Here is an 18031-nt window from a genome sequence, read left to right as displayed (position 1 = left end):
CGGTAGCGTCTGATCCGTGCCGGACGCCCTGCGCGACGACGTGTACCGGCGTCCCCTCGCCACCGCCCTCGAACGCCTCGGGATCGGCCCCGGCTGGCGGTGCGTCGACGTGGGCGCGGGGGGCGGGGACGTGTCGGTGGCCCTCGCCGAGATCGTGGGGCACGACGGGCGCGTGTACGCCGTGGACAGCGACCCGCGCGCCCGGGACGAGGCCGCCACCGCCGCGGCGGCGTTCAGCCAGGTGCTCGCCATCACCCAGGCGGGCGAGGACCTCCTCCTCCCCGAGGCCGTGGACCTGGCGTTCTGCCGGTTCCTGCTGATGCACGTGGCCGACCCTGCCGTCGTGCTGCGGCGGATGCGGGCGGCGGTGCGCCCCGGTGGCTGGGTGGTCGCGCAGGAGCCCGTCACCTCGGCGGGGCGCGTGGGCGGGACACCGATGTCCATGCCCGGCGCGCGCCATCCCGACGTCGGCGCGCTGCTCCCGGCGCTGGCACGCGACGCGGGGCTCGACATCGTCGACGCCTGGGCGGAGGCGCCCGCCGGCGTCGGGCCCGGGCCCGTGACGGCGTACCTGCAGTCGCTGACCGGCGTCGACCCCGGGCAGGACCCCGTCGTCCTCCCCCCGCTCGTCACGGTCATCGGGCGCGTGCCCGAAGCTGGCGCGGGCGATCGCTAACCTCTGGCCGTGCCCGGTAGCCCGACCCCGAACCTCGAGGCGGCCACGGCCGCGCTGGCCCTGGCGTCGTCGGTCGTCGGCGACGCCGCCCGGCGGGTGGCGGCGGGCGGCGGCCCCGACGCCGACCAGGTCGTGGCGTACGACCTCGCCCACGCCGCCGCCGGCGTGCGCGCCGCGGAGGCCGCCCTCACCTACGGCGCCACCGGCGCGGACGAGGCCCGCATCGCCTGTGCCTTCGTGGCCGACGCACTCGCCGACCTCGCCGCCCGCCTGGTCGGGCGGGAGGAGGCCTTCGGCACGACGCCGGACTGGATGGGACCGGCCCGGCCGTTCGTCGCCGCCCACCGCGACCCGGTGTTCCTCGCCGGGCTGGCGGGCACCGAAGGCGACCGCCGTCTCGACGCCGACTTCGCCCTCGTGCGCGACACCTTCCACCGCTTCGCCGAGGAGCAGATCCGGCCCCGCGCCGAGCACATCCACCGGGCCAACGACGACATCCCCGAAGAGATCATCACGGGCCTCGCCGACATGGGCGCGCTGGGGCTGTCGATCCCCGAGGAGTACGGCGGGTTCGCCTCGGGGGGAGACAGCGACTACCTGGGCATGGTGGTGGCCACCGAAGAGCTGTCCTGGGGATCCCTCGGGGCCGGCGGGTCACTGATCACGAGGCCCGAGATCCTCAGCCGTGCCCTCGTGGCGGGAGGGACGGAGGAGCAGAAGCAGCTGTGGCTGCCGAGGCTGGCCTCGGGCGAGGTCATGAACGCGGTGGCGGTCACCGAGCCGGACTTCGGCTCCGACGTCGCCGCCATCGTCACCGCGGCGGCGCGCACCGACGGCGGCTGGCTCGTCAACGGGGTGAAGACCTGGTGCACGTTCGCGGCCCGCGCCGACGTCCTCATGCTCCTCGCCCGCACCGACCCCGACCGCGCCAAAGCGCACCGGGGCCTGTCGCTGTTCGTCGTCGAGAAGCCCCGCGGGGAGGGCAGCGGGTTCGTCTTCGAGCAGGACGCCGCCGCGGACGGGCGCCGCGACCCCGGGGGTCGCATGGAGGGACGGCCCATCGACACCCTCGGCTACCGGGGCATGCACTCCTACGAGATCGCCTTCGACAACTGGTTCGTCCCCGACGCCAACCTGGTGGGTGGTGAGGAGGGTGTGGGCCGGGGCTTCTACTTCCAGATGGCCGGGTTCGAGAACGGCCGCCTCCAGACCGCGGCGCGGGCGCTCGGGGTCATGCAGGCCGCCTACGAGGCCGCCACCGACTACGCCGCCAACCGCGTGGTGTTCGGGCGGCCCGTCGGCGACTACCAGCTGACCCGGGCGAAGCTGGCTCGCATGGCGGTGCTGATCCAGGTGGCCCGGCAGTTCTCGTACGAGGTGGCCCGCCTCATGGCCAAGGGTGAAGGGACGCTCGAGGCGTCGATGTTGAAGGCCTACGTGTGCCGCGCCGCCGAGTGGGTGACGCGCGAAGCCATGCAGATCCACGGCGGCATGGGGTATGCCGAGGAGTTCCCGGTGAGCCGGTACTTCGTCGACGCCCGGGTGCTGTCGATCTTCGAGGGCGCCGACGAGACACTGGCGCTCAAGGTCGTGGCCCGACGGCTCGTGGAGCAGGCGGCGGGCTGACCACTACCCCGTGGAGCGGCTGAGCCCGGCGCGCTCGCCCCGGACGACGAACTTGGTCGCCATCTTCCGGCTGGCCTCGTCGATCATCTCGTCGCCGAACATCACGGCGCCCTTGCGGTCGTCCTCGGTCGCCTTCTGGTAGGCGTCGAGGATGTCCCAGGCGTGGTCGAACTGCTCCTGGGTCGGCGAGTACAGCTCGTTGAGCACCGTGACCTGATCGGGGGTGAGGGCCCACTTGCCGTCGTAGCCGAGGACACGGGTTCGCTGGGCGAAGTCGCGCAGCCCCTCCATGTCCTTGACCCTCAGGTACGGGCCGTCGATGACCTGCAGGCCGTTGGCGCGCCCGGCCATGAGGATCCGGCTGAACACGTAGTGGAAATGGTCACCGGGGTACTCGGGGATCTGGACGCCGCCGGTCAGCACGGGCATCTCCATCGACGCCGCGAAGTCGGCGGGGCCGAAGATGATCGTCTCCAGCCGGGGCGACGCCGCGCAGATCTCGTCGACGTTGATGAGGCCCCGGGTCGTCTCGATCTGCGCCTCGATGCCGATGTGCCGGGGCGGCAGGCCGTGCTTCTTCTCGACCTGGGTGAGCAGGAGGTCGAGGGCGACGACCTCGGCCGCCGACTGCACCTTGGGGAGCATCACCTCGTCGAGGCGCTCGCCGGCGTTGCCCACCACCTCGATGACGTCGCCGTAGGTCCACTCCGTGTCCCAGGCGTTGATGCGGACGCACAGGACGCGGTCGTCCCACGCCTGCTTGCGGATCGCCTCGACCACCTTGGCCCGGGCGGCCTCCTTCTCGAGGGGGGCGACGGAGTCCTCGAGGTCGAGGAACGACATGTCGGCGGGCACCGTGGGCGCCTTCTCGAGGAAGCGCTCGTTCGAGCCGGGGGTGGAGAAACAGGATCGGCGGGGAAGGTTCCGGCTTCGTTCGGACATGGGCGCATGCTACCGGCGGCACCCGACCGGACTCCACGTGGGCCCGGGCCGCGCCCGGCCACGACCCCTCAGGCGGCCAGGTCGGCCGGGACGAGCTGCTCGCTCAGGAGCTCGGCGAAGCGCGCCGGGTCACCGCCGACGAAACGCCGGCACAGCGGCAGGCCCTCGACGTAGCACGACACGTAGGCGCGCCACGTCGGGTGGAGCAGGAACTCCACGGCCTTGGCGGCGCGCCGACGGGGAAGCAGCGCCCAGCGAGCCACCTCGTCGACGACGAGCTCGGGGTCGGCGCCCTCGACGTGCAGCCGCCAGGCGGCGTTGCCGCGTACCGCCCCGAGGGTCTCGGCCGACTCGGCCAGCGCGGCGACGACCTCGGCGTCGTAGCGGATGCCGAGCGGGTGGAGGTGACCGGCCACCACCGGCTCGGGCCTGGGCCCGAGGACGACCTCGAGGCCGAGATCGGCCAGGCCTTCGGCCAGCAGGCACTGCGGCGTGCCGACGAGGAAGATCGTCTCCTCGAGCCAGTGCCGGCGCCGGACGAGGCCGACCTCCTTCCGGCAGTGCTCGGTGTGGTGCCCCGGGTAGGCCTCGTGCGCGACGAGGTGGGCGAGCGACGTGGAGAGAACGGGGAGGTCGGTGTTCACCGCCACCGAGGAGCGCAACCCACCCAGGTAGTGGTTGAAGCCCGACCACGGCTTGTCCGTCACCAGCTCGAACTCGACATGCTCCCCGTCGGGGAGCCCGAAGAGGTCGTCGGTCCTCTGTCGCAGCTCCTCCGCCAGCGATCCGATGGCGGCCGTCAACGTGTCGGGCGGGACGGCCTGCGCCTCGCGCCACGCGATGAGTCGGTCCGCCAGCGGCCCGCTGCCCGGGAGTGCGTCGTCGAGGCGTCGGTGGGCCGCGGCCAGCTCCTCCTCCGGCACCACGTGGGGGCGGACGCCGTAACACGCCTCCACCTCGTCGGGGTAGGCGATGGGCTCACCGGTCAGGCGGCGGGCCGTGGTGAGCAGTCCGACGGCCTGCGCCCGCACCCACCGACGGCGCCGGGCGTCCGCGCCGGGGTCGGGCCCCGGCTCGCCGGGCGCGCCGTCGTCGAGCGGCTCACCGGCGTCGAGGGCGGCGACCAGGGCGCGACCGTCCGCCACGAGCTGCGCGGGGGCGCGAAGCGGCGCGGCGTCGATGCGCACGGCGAGCTCGGGCGGGCCGTAGTAGGCGTCAACCAGGCCGTCGACGTGGCGACCGAGCCCCAGCCCGAGCTCGAGGTAGCGGCCGATCAGGCCCCGCGCCGCGTCGGCGGGCGTCACCCGATCCGGGCGCGCAGGAAGTCGATCGTCCGGGCCCAGGCCGTCGCCGCCGCGTCGGCGTCGTAGACCTCGGGCCGCGTGTCGTTGAAGAACGCGTGATGGGCGCCCTCGTACACGTGGAAGTCGGCCTCCTTGCCGAGGCCGCGCAGCTGTGCCTGCAACGCGGCGGCGGCTTCCGGCGGGAAGTACTCGTCGGCCCCCGCGATGTGCCCCAGGACGGCGGCCGACATCGCCGAGAAGTCGGGCTGCGCGTCGGGCCACGGGATCAGCCCGTAGAAGGGCACGCAGGCCGCCACGGCGTCGGGCCGCTGGGTGGCGAGCACGAGCGCCAGGCCGCCCCCCATGCAGAAGCCGACCACGCCCACGACGCTGCCCGACGAGCGGTGCAGCACCTCGTCCACGGCCCCCGACATGTCCCGGGCGGCCCGGTCGAGCTGGAGGGCCATCATCTCCTTGCCGGCTTCGTCAGGCTCGGAGGCCTGCTTGCCCCGGTAGAGGTCGGGCGCCAGCGCCACGAACCCCGCGGCGGCGAAGCGATCGGCGACGTCCTTGATGTGCGGCACCAGCCCCCAGTACTCCTGGATCACGACCACGCCCGGCCCGGTGCCTGCTGCGGGCACCGCCAGGTACCCCTGGCCCGGGGATCCGTTGCTCGGGAATTCGATCATCTCGCCCATGGCCGCCGACCATACCCACGCCGACGCCCCGGCGTCGATCGGTCCCACGCCGACGCCCCGGCGTCGATCGACCATGCCGGGCCTCCGCGGCGTCGATCGGTCCCACGCCGACCATGCCGGGCCCCCGCGGCGCCTACCAGCGCGCCAGGAGCTCGCCCGGCTCGGGGCAGTCGGTCGAGGCGAGCGCGACGCGCACCGCCTGCGAGCCGTCGGGCCCGACCACGGCGTCGACACCGTCGAGGGCGACGACGATGCCGCCCCGGCCCGTCGGCGCGCCGTCGACGCGACGAACGAGCGCCTCCCAGAGTCGACGGGGCATGACCCGTCCCACGCCGGCCTCGACCCACACGGGCACGTCCACGGCGAGCGCGGCGGCGATCAGGCCCGTGTCGTCGGCGTCGACCACCATGCCGCCGGGGCCGATGGCGTCGACCTCGACCAGCACGACGTCGGCGCTCGCTACCTCACCCATCCCGCCGTGGCGCACCACCCTGCCGGCAGCCGCGAGATCTTCGTGCAACCGGTCGGGCGTGCGGTCGGACTCGAGCTCGTGCGCGCAGCGCTCCGCCTCCTCGACGGCGTCGCCGGCAGTGAGGATCCGCGCCGCCACCCACCACAGCGGCCCGCACCCCGGGTGGCGGTCGAGCAGTCGGCGGCAAGCCGGAAGGACGGCCGCTTCCTCGTGCACGGCGAGGTCGCCCAGCGCCCACGCCGCCTCGGCGGCGAGCACCGCGGGTGGCGCCCATCCGGCGCGGGCCACGTAGCGGAGGCGTTCGATCGGGTGCACCCACCCGACGCTACCGGGGCCGGGGCGTGACCGGCCCGCGCCGCGCAGGGCGCGGCCGACCCGGGAGGTGCCCCGGCATGGCGAAATGCTTGAACCGGGTGGGCCCGGTTGCTAGACACGAGTCGTTGTGACGTGCCGCGAGCAGCACGCGAATGCGAGGCCCGCGCGGGCGCCGCGCTCTGTTCGATCCCGCCGTCTCGTCGCGGCGTCGATCGCGGCGGCGTCCGTCGTCGCCGGAGCGGCGCTCTCCCCCGCACGACCTGCTGCCGCCGACCAGCTGTCGCAGGCCCGCGCCCAGGCCGCGCAGATCGCCGCGCAGATCCAGGCGCAGGGTGAGCAGCTCGCCGCCCTGTCCGAGCAGTACGACCAGGACCAGATCCACGTCCAGCAGTTGGACCAGCAGATCTCGCAGACCCAGGCCGACGTGGCCAGGGCCAGGACCGAGGTGGCCGCGGCCCGGAGCGCCCTGCGCCAGCAGGCCATCGAGGACTACACGACCGGTGGGTCGAACGCCGGCGTGGAGCAGCTGTTCGTCCCCGGAGGGGAGCGCTCGGCGGCGGTGCGCGAGTACCAACAGGTCGCCAGCGGGAGCATCGCCGGCGCCATCGACCGGCTCGACCAGTCCGAGAGCGTCCTCAACGCGCAGCAGGCGCAACTCCAACAGACGCAGGACCAGGCCCAGGCGGCGCTCACCGCCACGCGTGCCGCCCGGCAGGGCGCCCAGAGCGCGCTCGCCGACCAGCAGGCGACCCTCTCGAAGGTGAAGGGCCAGATCGCCACGCTCGTCGCCCAGCAGCAGGCCGCCGCCGCGGCCGCCCAGGCGGCCGCGTTCCAGGCGCGCATGGCGGCGCAACGAGCCGCCGCCGGTGACGGGCTTTCCTCGGCGCCGCCGGCGCCCGACGGGGCCGGGGGGCGCGCCGTGGCCGCCGCCGAGTCCCAGATCGGGGTGCCGTACGTGTGGGGCGGCGACATACCCGGTGCGGCCTTCGACTGCTCGGGCCTCACCATGTGGGCGTGGGGACGCGCCGGCGTCGCGCTGTCGCACTCGGCCGCCGACCAGTACGTCGAGACGGTCCACGTGCCCCTGTCGGACCTGCAGCCCGGCGACCTGCTCTTCTACGACGAGGGCGGGACCATCGGCCACGTCACGATGTACGTGGGGCCCGGGCGGATGGTGCAGGCCATGGAGACCGGGACGCTCGTGCAGATCACGGGGATCTGGACCACCGGGCTCGTGGGCGCCGGTCGCCCCTGACGGTCAGTCGCCGGCGGGCTGTCGCCCCTGACGGTCAGTCGCCGGCGGGCGACGAGGCGCCGCCGTCCTGGGCCGCCAACCACCCCGGCGGGATCTTGCCCTCCACGCCGGACGCCCGAGGGCCCGGGGGTCGCCCGAACCGGTAGGCGACGGGCTCGCGCCCGAGCTGCACCACCACCGCCTGGCCGGTCTGCTCGCCCAGCACGCACCCGAGCACGGCCTCGGCCACGGACTCCGCCGAGATCAACGGGAAGCCGGACTCCGCGAGGACGTCGCGGATCTCGCCGTCGATGAGCGGCGTGTCGACGAGGCCCGGGCAGATGGCGTTGATGGTGATGTGCTGCTCGGCGAGGCGCGCCGCCACCGAGCGCACGAAACCCACGACAGCGTGCTTGGTCAGGGTGTAGATCGGGTCGCCGGGGAACGAGACGATCCCCGCCAGCGACGACGTCGCCACCACCGAGCCGCCACCGCGTGCGACGAGCTCGGGTACCACGGCCCGGGTGCCGAACACGATGCCGTCGACGTTCACCGACATGATCCGCCGGTACTGCTCGTCGGTCAGCTTGGTGATGTCCTCCTCGCCGGTGGTCACACCTGCGTTCAGGTAGGCGATGTCGAGGCCACCGAGATGGCGCGCCGCGCCGACGATGGCCGCCCAATCCCCGACGTTCCCGACGTCGGCGCGCACGGCGATGCCGCCGAGCGCGGCCGCGGCCTTCTCGGCACCGTCGCCGTTGGCATCGACGACGACCACGGTGGCGCCCTCGGACGCGAGCAGCCGGGCGCTCGCCAGCCCGATGCCCGAGGCGCCGCCCGTCACGACGGCGACCTTCCCCTGCAGCGCTGCCATCACACCCTCCTCGTCGTGCCGGTCCCGTCCACGGGAGGCGCTTCGACGCTAATGGGACCCCGCCCACGCGTCGAACAGGCGGGGGGAGCCGGCAGTCGCGCCGGGCGCGATCGGGACGGGCCCGGGCTCGGCGCTACGCTGGCCCCGATCGCGGGCACGCTCGGGCCCGGTCGACCGCCCAGGATCATCGTGAAACCAATCCCCGTCTCCTTCCATATCGGGCCCCTCGTGGTCCACACCTACGGCATCGGGCTGGCGATCACCTTCTGGTTCGCCTACCGGTACTTCGAGCGGCGGCTGCGGACCAACGGCTACCCCACCGAATGGCTGACGGCCGCGTTCCTGTGGATCGTGGCGACCTCGATCATCGGGGCCCGCCTCCTCCACGTGCTCGCCAACCTCTCCACCTACACCGCCGACCCGGGCCAGATCCTGCAGGTGTGGCACGGCGGGCTGTCGTCGTTCGGAGGGCTGTTGTTCGGCGTCCCCACCGGCCTCGTCTTCGTCCGCAGGCGCTGCCCCGAGCTCACCGCCATGCGCGGCCTGGACATCGTCGCGCCCGTGCTCATGGCCGCCTGGGGCGTCGGGCGGCTCCTCGGCCCGCAACTCATGGTGAACGGCGGCGGTCATCCCACCCATGCATGGTTCGGGATGCAGTACGCGGGTCAGATCGGCGAGCGCGTGCCGGTGCCGATCTTCCAGGCCATCGACAGCTTCGTGATCTTCGGGATCCTCCTGCTGGTGGAGCGCTACTACCGCGACCGGCCCGTCGGGTTCGTCCTGGCCGCCACCATGGCGTTGTGGGGCCTCGCCCGCTTCCTCGAGGAGCGCCTCTGGCTCGGCGAGATCGGCCACCTCGGGTCGGTCCTGGTCCAGGTCGCCGGCCTCGCCCTGTTCGCCGCCGGCCTCGTCGTCATGGCGTTCCTGCACCGACGCCGGCGGGGGCACGGCCCCGCGGCACCCGACGACGGCCGACGACCCGACGCCGAGGACCGTCTCGGCGACGTCACCGGCGAACCGGAGCCCGCCGCCCCCTCGGTCTGAGCCGCGTCCAACCCGCTAGCCCTGGTGTCGTGCGCCCGACGGCGTGCCCACGGCGCCGGGCTGGCGGCCGAGCCCCGGCGGGCCGGCGAACGCCTGCGCGATGGCGAGCCACTCGGCCGCCCCCGCGCCCTGCACCGTCAGCCCCGTCTCGGAGAGGTGGCGGCGCTGCGTGACGATCAGGCAGAAGTCGAGGGCGGTGCCGCGCACGGCGTCGGGGCCGTCGTCATCCCCCCACTCCCACTGCTCGCCCGACGGCCCCGTGAGCTCGACGCGCACCGGCGCGGTCGGGACCTCGAGCCCGCGCACCACGTACGAGAAGGGACGGGCCTGGACGCCCAGATGGGCGACATGGCGCAGCCGCGCCGTGGGCACCCTGGTGACGCCGAGGGCGTCGGCGACGTCCTGGCCGTGGGCCCAGGTCTCCATCAGCCGGGCGGACACGAACGACAGGGCGCCCATCGGCGGACCGAACCACAGCACGCGGTCGCGGGGCCCGAGGGAACCGGCGGCGGCCGTCATGGCGTGCCTGCTGGTGCGCCACCACGCCAGCACGTCGTGCCCGGCCATGGCCCGGCCCCTGCGCAGGTGCTCCTCCATGGGATCGCCCGCCGCCGCCATGGCGGCCTCGGCCATGGCCGAGAACCGCGCCGGCTCCGTGATCGCCATGGTGGCGGCATCGTCGAAGAAGGCCAGGTGGCTGATCTGGTCGCGCACGGCCCAGCCCGCGGCCGGGGTGCCGAGCGCCCAGGACGCCTCGTCGAGCGGGCCCACCAGACCGTCGAGGTCGGCGTGCTCGTCCTCGAGGTCCTGGAGCAGGGACTCGAGCGTGGTGGGTGCGGGCGCCATCGGCTCAGGCTACGGGGTCCGGCCCCGACCAGGGCACGAGCCCCCGGGCCGGTCGGGGGAGGCACCGGTCGCTCGAGCGCCGACCCGACGGCAGGCGGCGGGGATCCCGATCCCATCTCATTGCATACGCAACCAACTGTCCTCCGATACGCTGGGGTTGTGTCCGAAACGACACCCTGGCTCGACGAGCTCGAGATGCACGCGTGGCGGTCGCTGCTGCGGGCGCACTCGCGCGTGCTCGGACGGCTCGATGCCGAGCTGCAGGCGAGCCAGGGCATCTCGGTCGCCGACTACGGCGTCCTGGTGCAGCTGTCGGAGGAGGAGGACGGCCGGCTGCGGATGAGCGAGCTCGCGCAGCGCCTCCTGCTGTCCCCGAGCGGGCTCACGCGCCGGCTCGAGGGCCTGGTGCGCGCCGGGTTGGTCGAGCGCCGCCAGTGCCCCACCGACCGGCGCGGCTCGTTCGCCGAGCTCACGCCGGCGGGGCGCGCCCGCCTCGAGGCGGTGGCCCCCGACCACGTCGATCAGGTCCGCCGCCATTTCGTGGACCGGCTCAGCCGGCGCCAGCTCGTCGCGCTCGCCGACGCGCTCGACAAGGTCGCCACCGAGCCGGGCTGCCGGTGACGACGGTCCGCGACGTCGTGGGGTTCCGAATCGTGGGGGCGGAGGGAGTCGAACCCTCACTGGGGACGTTTTAAGCGCCCTGCCTCTGCCGGTTGGGCTACACCCCCCAGGTGCGTGGCGTGCAGACCCGTCCCGGCGGAGCCCCGGCGCCGTCGACGCGGAGGCCGGTGGTCACGACTTCTTGCACGCGGCGAACGTGTTGAGCCCGAACTTGTGGCGGTAGCAGCGGACCGCGTGCGGGACGAACCCGGCCCGCACCAGCAGCGGCCAGAGGTCGCGCGGGTCGAAGTACCACTTGTGGTCGTCCATCTCCTCGGGCGGGCTCAGCCCCAGACGGAAGGCGGACAGCTCCAGGAACCGCTTGCCGCGCCAGCTCGGGACGTTCACCACGCACGTGCCCCCGGGCGCCAGGATCCGGTGGAATTCGGCGAGAGCGGCGTCGGGATGCCACAGGTGCTCGAGCACCGACACGCACAGGACGACGTCGAGCGATCCGTCGGCGAGGTCGGCCAACGCGTCCGGGAGCGACCCCTCGACGGCGCGCACTCTGGGGTCGGCCTTCAGGTCGTCGGCCAGGGCCACGTCGATGAGCGTGGCCGACGCCACCTCGTCGAGGACGGTCCGGGCGAACCGGGCCTGGTAGCCACAGCCGAAGTCGCCGATCGCCTTCCCGCGGAACGTGCCGACCTCTTTGCGGATCCGGCGTCCCGACAGCCACACGCCCAGCCGGTCTGCGGGCGACATGGCGCGGCGCTGCCCGAAGGCTTCGGACCTCGTGGCGTCGGCCGGGCTCACCGGTGCCGGTCCTCGGGAGCACGAGCCGTTCCGTAGCGGACGCCCGTGGCGTGGAGAAGGAGCGTGAAGCAGAACCCGGAGAACCCGATGATCATGAGCAGCGAGCCCGTCACCGCCAGGTGGTCCAGCAGCGCCGAGGGCGGCGGGAGCGTGAAGCTGTGGCTGAGGTAGCTGACGACGAGCGCACCGGCGAGCCCCAGGCCCAACAGGAAGAGCACGGCACTCGCCATGACCGCCGGCGTGTACCGGAAGAGCCCCGTCCAGCGGTCGCGCGCGTCCCCGGTGTAGTCGCAGAGCACCTGCGCGAGCACGCCGAAGAAGAAGCTCTGCAGCCCGAGTACGGCCAGGGTCACCCCGAGGAGCATCCAGTAGAGGCTCAACGTGACCGAGCCGACAGAGATCGATCCGAAGCTGAGCGGCAGCGTGAGGACCAGCCCCGCGACAAGAAAGAGCAGGCCCGGCTTCAGGGCGAAGAACTCGGCGCGGTAGATGAACATGGCGCGGAGGTTGATCCAGGCCGCCTGGAACGGCGAGAACCATCCGGAGCGCTTGTGGTGGGAGAGCCGCCCTTCCCGGTCCTTGTAGAAGGTGACGGGCACCTCGCTCGTTCTGAGCTTCATCCGCACCGACTTGAGCACCATCTCCGACGCGTACTCCCAGGACTGCGAGGTGAGGCCCATGCGATCGAGGGCGTCGCGGCTGATGCCGCGCATCCCGCAGTGGATGTCGGTGAACTGGCTGCCGTAGAGCCGGTTGAGGATCCACGTCGTCACCGGCGTCCCCAGATAGCGGTGCAACGCGGGCATGGAGCCGGGCTCGATGCTCCCGAGCCAGCGCGACCCCATGGCGAAGTCGTAGCCCTGCCGGAGCTTCTCGACGAACCCGCCGAGGAGCCGGAAGTCGTAGGTGCAGTCGGCGTCGCCCATCACGACGTAGCGCCCCCGGATGAAGGGCAGGGCGTCGATGTAGGCACGCCCCAGCCCTCGTTTGGGCGTGCGCAGGACCCTGGCGCCGCCGGCGAGCGCCAGCTCCGCCGTCCGGTCGGTCGAGCTGTCGACGATCAGGATCTCGCCCGTCGTGCCGGCGTCGGCGAGGCCCTGGCGGCACCACGCCACGAAGTCGGCGATCGTGAGCTCCTCGTCGACCGCCGGGACGACGATGGAGACCTCGGGGTCCTCGACGTCGTGGCCGGGCAGGAGGAGCTCGATGTCGGGGTCGCCGGCGGACGTCACCGACGAGAGCGTGGTGCCCGGGGGAGCGCTCGAGCCGGCCGCCGACGCCGGCACGGGACCCAGCTCAGAACGGCTCACGCCCCCATTCTGTCGCGCCGGCGTGCGGCGAACGACACCATCGGCGCCACCGGGGTGCGGTGACAGGGCCCGGGTCGCAGGTCAGTGGTGGTGGTGGCCCACGCCGAGGTCGGTGCCCGCCTCCTCCCAGGCCAGCCGCTCGGCCCGGCGGGGGTCGTCCTCCACCCCGCCCCCGGGCCCGAAGACCATGGTCTGACGACGGATGGCGTCGTAGGCGGGCCACTCCCCCGCCTCCTCGCACGACGGGTCCCCGTCGCGCGCGAAGGCCACCCAGGCGGCCTGCATCTGCTCCGAGAGCCGGCTGGCCGCGGGCCCCGAGCCGGTGAACGGCTGCACGGGGGCGTCCTCGACGGTGCCGAACACGAACGGGATCTCGAGCCCGTGGCACGAGCCGAACACCCCCCCGAGGAACGGTGACTCCCAGGTGAACAGGTACGAGAACGTCTTGGCCTGGTACTTGGCATGCGCGGCGGCGAGCGCCAGGAGCGGGAGCCGGAAGACATAGTCCGTCGTCACCGCGGTCCACAGGTCGCGCCCGCACGCGGGCTCTCCTCGGTCCCGGCGGGCCGCGGCGTACGCGGCCACGACGTCGCGAGCCGCGCCGTGCCCGACGAATGGCACCAGCCGCGCCCCGACGCGGCTGTCGTCGAGCGCGGCGTTCGACTGGTCCATCACGGTGAACAGCGCGGTCTCGTCCCGGGTCGTGCCGACCAGGAGCGGGACGCACGCCGCGTACCCGTCGGTGATCACGTCGCCGGGTGGGCGGTCGAGGAGGCCGTCGTCGACCACGGGGAGGAGGGGGAGCGGCAGGCCGCCGTCCCTCGGGGCCTGTGCGGCCAGGTGCTGCGTCGCCTCGACCAGCCGGTCCGCCGGCACGTCGCGCAGTGACGAGACGGCGCCGGGAACACCGGCATGGTGTGCGAGCTGCTCGGCGCGTCGCATCGCCCACGCCGCGCTGGCCGTGGCCGGCGGGCCGCTCTGCAGCACGGCGCGATGGAACAGGCCCGAGGCCGCTGACGACGCCAGCAGCCCGGCGATGCTCATGGCGCCGGCGGACTCGCCGAACACCGTCACGTTGGCGGGATCCCCCCCGAAGGCGCCGATGTTGTCCTGCACCCAGCCAAGCGCCGTGATCTGGTCGTGCAGGCTCCAGTTCCCCCATCCGCCGTCACCGTCATCGGCCAACTCGGGATGGGCGAGCAGGCCGAGGGCGCCCAACCGGTAATTGATGGTGACGACGACCACGCCCCTCGACGCCAGACGGCGGCCGGAGAACAACGCGCTGGACCCGGTGCCCGTGGTGAACCCGCCTCCGTGCACCCACACCATCACCGGCCGGGCGCCGCCATCGGGCCGCGGCGTCCACACGTTGAGGTTGAGGCAGTCCTCGTCCGATGCCGTGGGGTCGCCCGGAAGGCTGAAGCCCGGCACCGGCGCCGACTGGGGTGCGATCGGGCCCCACGTGTCCGCGACCCGGGTCCCGGTCCACGGCAGCGGATCGTGCGCCGCGCGCCATCGACCCGCCGCCCCGACGCGGGCGTAGGGAATGCCCTTGAACACCCACACGCCGGGCTCCTCCACCCCTCGGAGGGCCCCGGCGGTCGTGCGGGCCACGCCCTCCACGGTCCACCTCCCACACAGCGGGAGCCCCTCCCCGAACGCAGAGCCCCCCAGGCACGGTACGGGGATATCCCCAGGCTGGTCAATGGGTCACTGGCCCTACCGCACAGCCCCAGAGCTGGGTACTGTTGACAAAGTGGCATTTGTGACTGGCCTGTTCCGTCGCGCCCGGACCCAGGTCACCGCCTCCCGGCTGCGCGCCGCGGTGGTGGGGGCCGTCGTCGTCGCGGGCATCGACGCGGCCGTGCCGGCGGCCGCGGCGGGGCGCACGAGCACCCCCGTGGGGGCCGACATCGGCGCCACCCAGGCCCAGGTCGACGCGGTGGAGGCCCAGGTCGCCGCGCAGCAGCAGACGCTGGCCTCGTTGTCGGAGCAGTACGACCAGGCGACGGTGCGGCTCCAGCAGGTGCAGGCCCAACTGGCGCTGACCGACGCACGCCTCGCCGACGCCAGGGCGGCGCGCGCCGCCGCGCACCACCAACTACAGGTCGCCGCGGTGAACGCCTACATGTTCGACACGCCGACGGGACACATCAGCTCGCTGTTCTCTCCGACGTCGGACACCGCCGAACTGCACGACGAGTACCAGCGCGCCGCCATCGGCAACGTGAGCGACGCCGTGCTGCGCTTGGAATCGAGCGAACGACAGCTCGGGGCGGCCGAGTCCACGCTTCGCCTCCAGGAACAGGACGCGGCCGCGCAGACGAGCCAGGTCGGGCGGGCGCAACACGCCGCCCAGGCCGCCGACGCCGCCTCCGAAGCGACGCTGACCCAGGTGAAGGGCACCCTGGCGCGGCTCGTGGCCCAGCGCGCCGCCGCGCAGGCGGCCGCGGCGGCGGTCGCAGCCGCGGCGGCGGCCAGTCAAGCCGCCAGGCAGCAGGCGGCCGAGCAGGCGGCCCAGGCGGCGCAGGTCGCCCAGACGCTCGACGGCGGCTCGGCGGCGGCGGCCCAGGCCACCGACGCGGCCAACCAGGCGGCGGCCAGCGCCGGCGTCACCGGTGTCGTCGGGACGGGCGCGCCCCAGGCGGCCACCGGGCCCGGCGCCGTGGCCCTGGCCGAGGCGCGCACGTTCCTCGGTGTGCCCTACCTGTGGGGCGGGGCGGACGGCGGCGGCCTCGACTGCTCGGGCCTGACCATGCTCGCCTGGCACGCGGCCGGCGTGGACATGGTGCACTCCGCGGCGATCCAGTACGACGAGACGACCCACATCCCGCTCGCCCAGGTCCACCCGGGGGACCTCCTCTTCTACGACCTCGACGGATCGGGCATCGACCACGTGGTCATGTACGTGGGGACGGGCGCCTACGGGGCCGCCACCATCATCCAGGCGGCCCACACCGGGACCGTGGTGGAATTCGACCCGGTCTGGTACGAGGGCCTGGTGGGCGCCGGCCGGCCGTAGGCCCGCGTGGCGCGCCGGTGGCGCTCTCGGACGCCGCGGGGGCGATCGGCGTCCCCGGGTACCATGACCCCGTGACGGGCAAGGAGACGGTCCAGCGCGAGCAGCAGGGCCAGCGCGCCGCGCTCGTCCCGCTCCCCAGGGCCGGCGAGGCCGCCATCCCCGGCCACCGGTTGACCGACGTCGACGAGTGGGGCCGCTCCGAGCACGCCCGGGACGTCGCCCGGCGGCTGTTCGCCCCGCTCTACAACAACTGGTTCCGGGTGGAGTGGGAGGGCCTCGAGAAGATCCCCCGCAGCGGCGGCGCGCTCCTCGTGGCCAATCACGCGGCGGCGATCCCCTCGGACGCCCCGGTCATCATGCACGGCATCGAGGTCGAGCTCGGCCGCCCGGTCTACGGCATGGCCGACTTCTTCTTCCGCGGCGTGCCGTGGTTCGGCACCGCATGGGCCCGTGTCGGCGGCGTGCCCGCCCACCCGGACAACGCCCTGCGCCTACTGCGCGACCAGGGGCAGCTCGCACTGGTGTTCCCCGAGGGCACCAAGGGCCCCTCGAAGACGTACGCGGACCGCTACCGGCTGCGACGTTTCGGCCGGGGCGGCTTCGTCGAGATCGCCATGCGCGCCGGCGTCCCGGTGATCCCCATCGCCGTCGTGGGCGCCGAGGAGTCGATGCCGATCATCTTCCGCCTGCCCTCGCTCGCCCGGGTCCTCGGCGTCCCCTACGTGCCGGTCACCGCCAACATGTTGGCGTTCGGCCCGCTCGGGCTGGCGCTGTACTTCCCGGCCAAGTTCAAGCTCCGCGTCCTCGACCCTGTCACCTTCGACGTCCCGAGCGGCCAGGACCGGTACTCGAAGAGCCGTGTCATGGAAGAGGCCGAGAAGATCCGGACGGCCATGCAGGAGACGATCTACGAGATGCTGCGCGAGCGGCGCAGCGTCTGGTTCGGCTGAGACGCGCGTGGGCCGACGCGTCCTGATCACCGGCCTCGACTCGTTCTGGGGGGGCCGCATGGCCCAGGCCCTGGAGTCTGACCCCGAAGTCGAGATGATCCTGGGCATGGGGACGCGCGAGCCGTCGGTGCCGCTCGAGCGGGCCGAGTTCGTCCGGGCCGACCAGACCTATTCGATCCTGTCGCGCATCGTCCGGGCGACGCAGGTGGACACCATCGTCCACACCTTCCTCGTGGTCGACTCGACGCGCGTGCCGGGCCGCGCCCTGCACGAGATCAACGTGATCGGCACCATGAACCTCCTGGCCGCCGCGGGGCAGTCCGGGTCCCCGGTGCGCCAGGTGGTGGTGAAGTCGTCCACCTTGGTCTACGGGTCGGCCCCCACCGACCCGGCGTGGTTCCGCGAGGAGGTGCCGCGCACGTCGCCGGCGCGCACGCGGGTGGAACGCTCCCTGCTCGAGGTGGAGGGCTTCGTGCGGGACTTCGCCGAGGACAACCCGGCCACGGTGGTGTCGGTCCTGCGCTTCGCCAACGTGCTCGGCACCGACATCGTGACGCCGATCAGCACCAACCTGTCGCGACCGCTGTGCCCGGCGGTGGCCGGCTACGACCCCCTCGTGCAGTTCATCGAGGAGGACGACGTCACCCGGTGCCTGGAACACGTGACCCGGCACCGGGTCCCGGGCCTCTACAACGTGGCGGGGGCGGGCAAGCTGCCGTGGAGCGAGGTGGCGTCCATCTGCGGCACCCGCCTCCTGCCCATCCCGCCCGTGGGGACGCACACCGCGGCCGCCCCCCTGATCCGCCTCGGGCTCATCGAATTCCCGCCCGAGCTGGAGGGCCTGCTGCGCTACGGCCGGGGCGTCGACACCACCCGGATCGACAAGACCGGCTTTTCGTGCCGCTACACGACCGCCGGGGCCGTGGAGAGCTTCATCGGCGCCGTGCGGCTCCGGCGCAGCGTGGGGGACGCTCCACCGTCGTACACCTACTCCCAGGACATCGAGCAGTTCTTCCGCCACTCCCCCGCGGTCGTGCACTCGACCGGGGAAAGCTGAATCACGCGCTCCCGCCCGAGGCCCAGCCCCAGAAGCCAACTCCCCGACCCCGTCCGCGGGTGGCAAGGCCCCAGCAACTACCCTGCGGAACGGCAGGAAGCCGGACGAAGTGGAGCTGGGTGAGTTGACGCAGACGACGGCGTGGCGCGACGACCGGCCGGTGGTGGTGATCGGCGCAGGGCCGGCCGGCCTCACGGCCGCCTACCAGCTCTCCAAGGCGGGGCGCGACGCCATGGTGCTCGAGGCCGACGACGTGGTCGGCGGGA

18 protein-coding genes and 1 tRNA gene are annotated in these 18031 nt (G+C 73.4%); 9 read left to right on the top strand and 10 right to left on the bottom strand.

The window, feature by feature from the left end:
• The first annotated feature begins 16 nt into the window (after positions 1-16).
• Together VMV22_02995 and VMV22_02990 are read left to right on the top strand one after the other, a co-directional pair.
• Positions 17-676 carry a methyltransferase domain-containing protein gene (locus tag VMV22_02995; GenBank protein HUY21286.1) on the top strand — a complete coding sequence of 220 codons (660 nt, stop codon included), beginning with the start codon at positions 17-19 and terminating at the stop codon, positions 674-676.
• A gap of 9 nt (positions 677-685) precedes the next feature.
• Positions 686-2302 carry an acyl-CoA dehydrogenase family protein gene (locus VMV22_02990; protein HUY21285.1) on the top strand — a complete coding sequence of 539 codons (1617 nt, stop codon included), beginning with the start codon at positions 686-688 and terminating at the stop codon, positions 2300-2302.
• 3 nt (positions 2303-2305) lie between these two features.
• Here the strand turns inward: VMV22_02990 and VMV22_02985 are convergent, their stop codons facing one another.
• The 4 genes from VMV22_02985 to VMV22_02970 form a co-directional block, all read right to left on the bottom strand.
• The gene (locus tag VMV22_02985; protein HUY21284.1) at positions 2306-3244 is read right to left on the bottom strand and encodes a CoA ester lyase; all 939 of its coding nucleotides are present in this window, start codon (positions 3242-3244) and stop codon (positions 2306-2308) included.
• 68 nt (positions 3245-3312) lie between these two features.
• Positions 3313-4548: a hypothetical protein gene (locus VMV22_02980; protein HUY21283.1), complete on the bottom strand. Its 1236-nt coding sequence runs from the start codon at positions 4546-4548 to the stop codon at positions 3313-3315.
• On the bottom strand, positions 4545-5300 hold the full coding sequence (locus VMV22_02975) for a dienelactone hydrolase family protein (GenBank protein HUY21282.1): 756 nt from the start codon (positions 5298-5300) through the stop codon (positions 4545-4547). The genes VMV22_02980 and VMV22_02975 overlap by 4 nt, the downstream gene beginning before the upstream one ends.
• Positions 5301-5358: 58 nt before the next feature.
• A complete protein-coding gene (locus tag VMV22_02970) occupies positions 5359-6012 on the bottom strand; it encodes a hypothetical protein (protein HUY21281.1) in 654 nt (217 codons plus the stop codon).
• Between the two features lie 127 nt (positions 6013-6139).
• On the opposite strand from VMV22_02970, the gene VMV22_02965 reads away from it, so the two are divergent.
• Positions 6140-7267: an NlpC/P60 family protein gene (locus tag VMV22_02965; protein ID HUY21280.1), complete on the top strand. Its 1128-nt coding sequence runs from the start codon at positions 6140-6142 to the stop codon at positions 7265-7267.
• Positions 7268-7301: 34 nt separating this feature from the next.
• Here VMV22_02965 and VMV22_02960 read toward each other — a convergent pair whose 3' ends face one another.
• Complete coding sequence (locus VMV22_02960) at positions 7302-8120, bottom strand: SDR family NAD(P)-dependent oxidoreductase (protein HUY21279.1); 819 nt, start codon at positions 8118-8120, stop codon at positions 7302-7304.
• Between the two features lie 189 nt (positions 8121-8309).
• Between VMV22_02960 and VMV22_02955 the strand changes: the two genes are divergently transcribed.
• A complete protein-coding gene (locus VMV22_02955) occupies positions 8310-9164 on the top strand; it encodes a prolipoprotein diacylglyceryl transferase family protein (protein HUY21278.1) in 855 nt (284 codons plus the stop codon).
• A 15-nt stretch (positions 9165-9179) separates the two neighbouring features.
• Here the strand turns inward: VMV22_02955 and VMV22_02950 are convergent, their stop codons facing one another.
• Complete coding sequence (locus tag VMV22_02950; protein ID HUY21277.1) at positions 9180-10010, bottom strand: TIGR03084 family metal-binding protein; 831 nt, start codon at positions 10008-10010, stop codon at positions 9180-9182.
• Between the two features lie 159 nt (positions 10011-10169).
• Here VMV22_02950 and VMV22_02945 point away from each other — a divergent pair, with 159 nt between their 5' ends.
• Entirely contained in the window at positions 10170-10631 is a 462-nt protein-coding gene (locus VMV22_02945) for a MarR family transcriptional regulator (protein HUY21276.1), read from the top strand.
• Positions 10632-10664: 33 nt separating this feature from the next.
• On the opposite strand, the gene VMV22_02940 is transcribed toward VMV22_02945, so the two are convergent.
• The 4 genes from VMV22_02940 to VMV22_02925 form a co-directional block, all read right to left on the bottom strand.
• Positions 10665-10738 (bottom strand) — tRNA-Leu (locus tag VMV22_02940).
• Between the two features lie 64 nt (positions 10739-10802).
• Positions 10803-11426 carry a methyltransferase domain-containing protein gene (locus tag VMV22_02935; protein ID HUY21275.1) on the bottom strand — a complete coding sequence of 208 codons (624 nt, stop codon included), beginning with the start codon at positions 11424-11426 and terminating at the stop codon, positions 10803-10805.
• Positions 11423-12736, bottom strand: a complete 1314-nt coding sequence (locus tag VMV22_02930; protein HUY21274.1) for a glycosyltransferase family 2 protein — start codon at positions 12734-12736, stop codon at positions 11423-11425. Before VMV22_02930 ends, VMV22_02935 begins: the two co-directional genes overlap by 4 nt.
• Positions 12737-12817: 81 nt before the next feature.
• Entirely contained in the window at positions 12818-14350 is a 1533-nt protein-coding gene (locus tag VMV22_02925) for a carboxylesterase family protein (protein HUY21273.1), read from the bottom strand.
• Between the two features lie 142 nt (positions 14351-14492).
• On the opposite strand from VMV22_02925, the gene VMV22_02920 reads away from it, so the two are divergent.
• The 4 genes from VMV22_02920 to VMV22_02905 all read left to right on the top strand — a co-directional run.
• The gene (locus VMV22_02920) at positions 14493-15758 is read left to right on the top strand and encodes a C40 family peptidase (GenBank protein HUY21272.1); all 1266 of its coding nucleotides are present in this window, start codon (positions 14493-14495) and stop codon (positions 15756-15758) included.
• Positions 15759-15829: 71 nt separating this feature from the next.
• Positions 15830-16708 carry a lysophospholipid acyltransferase family protein gene (locus tag VMV22_02915; GenBank protein HUY21271.1) on the top strand — a complete coding sequence of 293 codons (879 nt, stop codon included), beginning with the start codon at positions 15830-15832 and terminating at the stop codon, positions 16706-16708.
• A 7-nt stretch (positions 16709-16715) separates the two neighbouring features.
• The gene (locus VMV22_02910) at positions 16716-17765 is read left to right on the top strand and encodes an NAD-dependent epimerase/dehydratase family protein (protein HUY21270.1); all 1050 of its coding nucleotides are present in this window, start codon (positions 16716-16718) and stop codon (positions 17763-17765) included.
• A gap of 109 nt (positions 17766-17874) precedes the next feature.
• A partial coding sequence (locus VMV22_02905; protein HUY21269.1) for an FAD-dependent oxidoreductase occupies positions 17875-18031 on the top strand: 157 nt, incomplete at its 3' end.

It is taken from the genome of Acidimicrobiales bacterium, from assembly GCA_035531755.1.
Taxonomy (GTDB): domain Bacteria; phylum Actinomycetota; class Acidimicrobiia; order Acidimicrobiales; family UBA8190; genus DATKSK01.
The sequence above is the reverse complement of the archived record's forward strand: the minus strand, read 5'-3'. Positions and strand labels throughout refer to the sequence as shown.

Bases quoted from the DNA above. Each gene is read 5' to 3' on its own strand.
- VMV22_02985 (HUY21284.1), bottom strand. From the start codon at position 3,244: ATGTCCGAACGAAGCCGGAACCTTCCCCGCCGATCCTGTTTCTCCACC.
- VMV22_02975 (HUY21282.1), bottom strand. From the start codon at position 5,300: ATGGTCGATCGACGCCGGGGCGTCGGCGTGGGACCGATCGACGCCGGG.
- VMV22_02960 (HUY21279.1), bottom strand. From the start codon at position 8,120: ATGGCAGCGCTGCAGGGGAAGGTCGCCGTCGTGACGGGCGGCGCCTCG.
- VMV22_02950 (HUY21277.1), bottom strand. From the start codon at position 10,010: ATGGCGCCCGCACCCACCACGCTCGAGTCCCTGCTCCAGGACCTCGAG.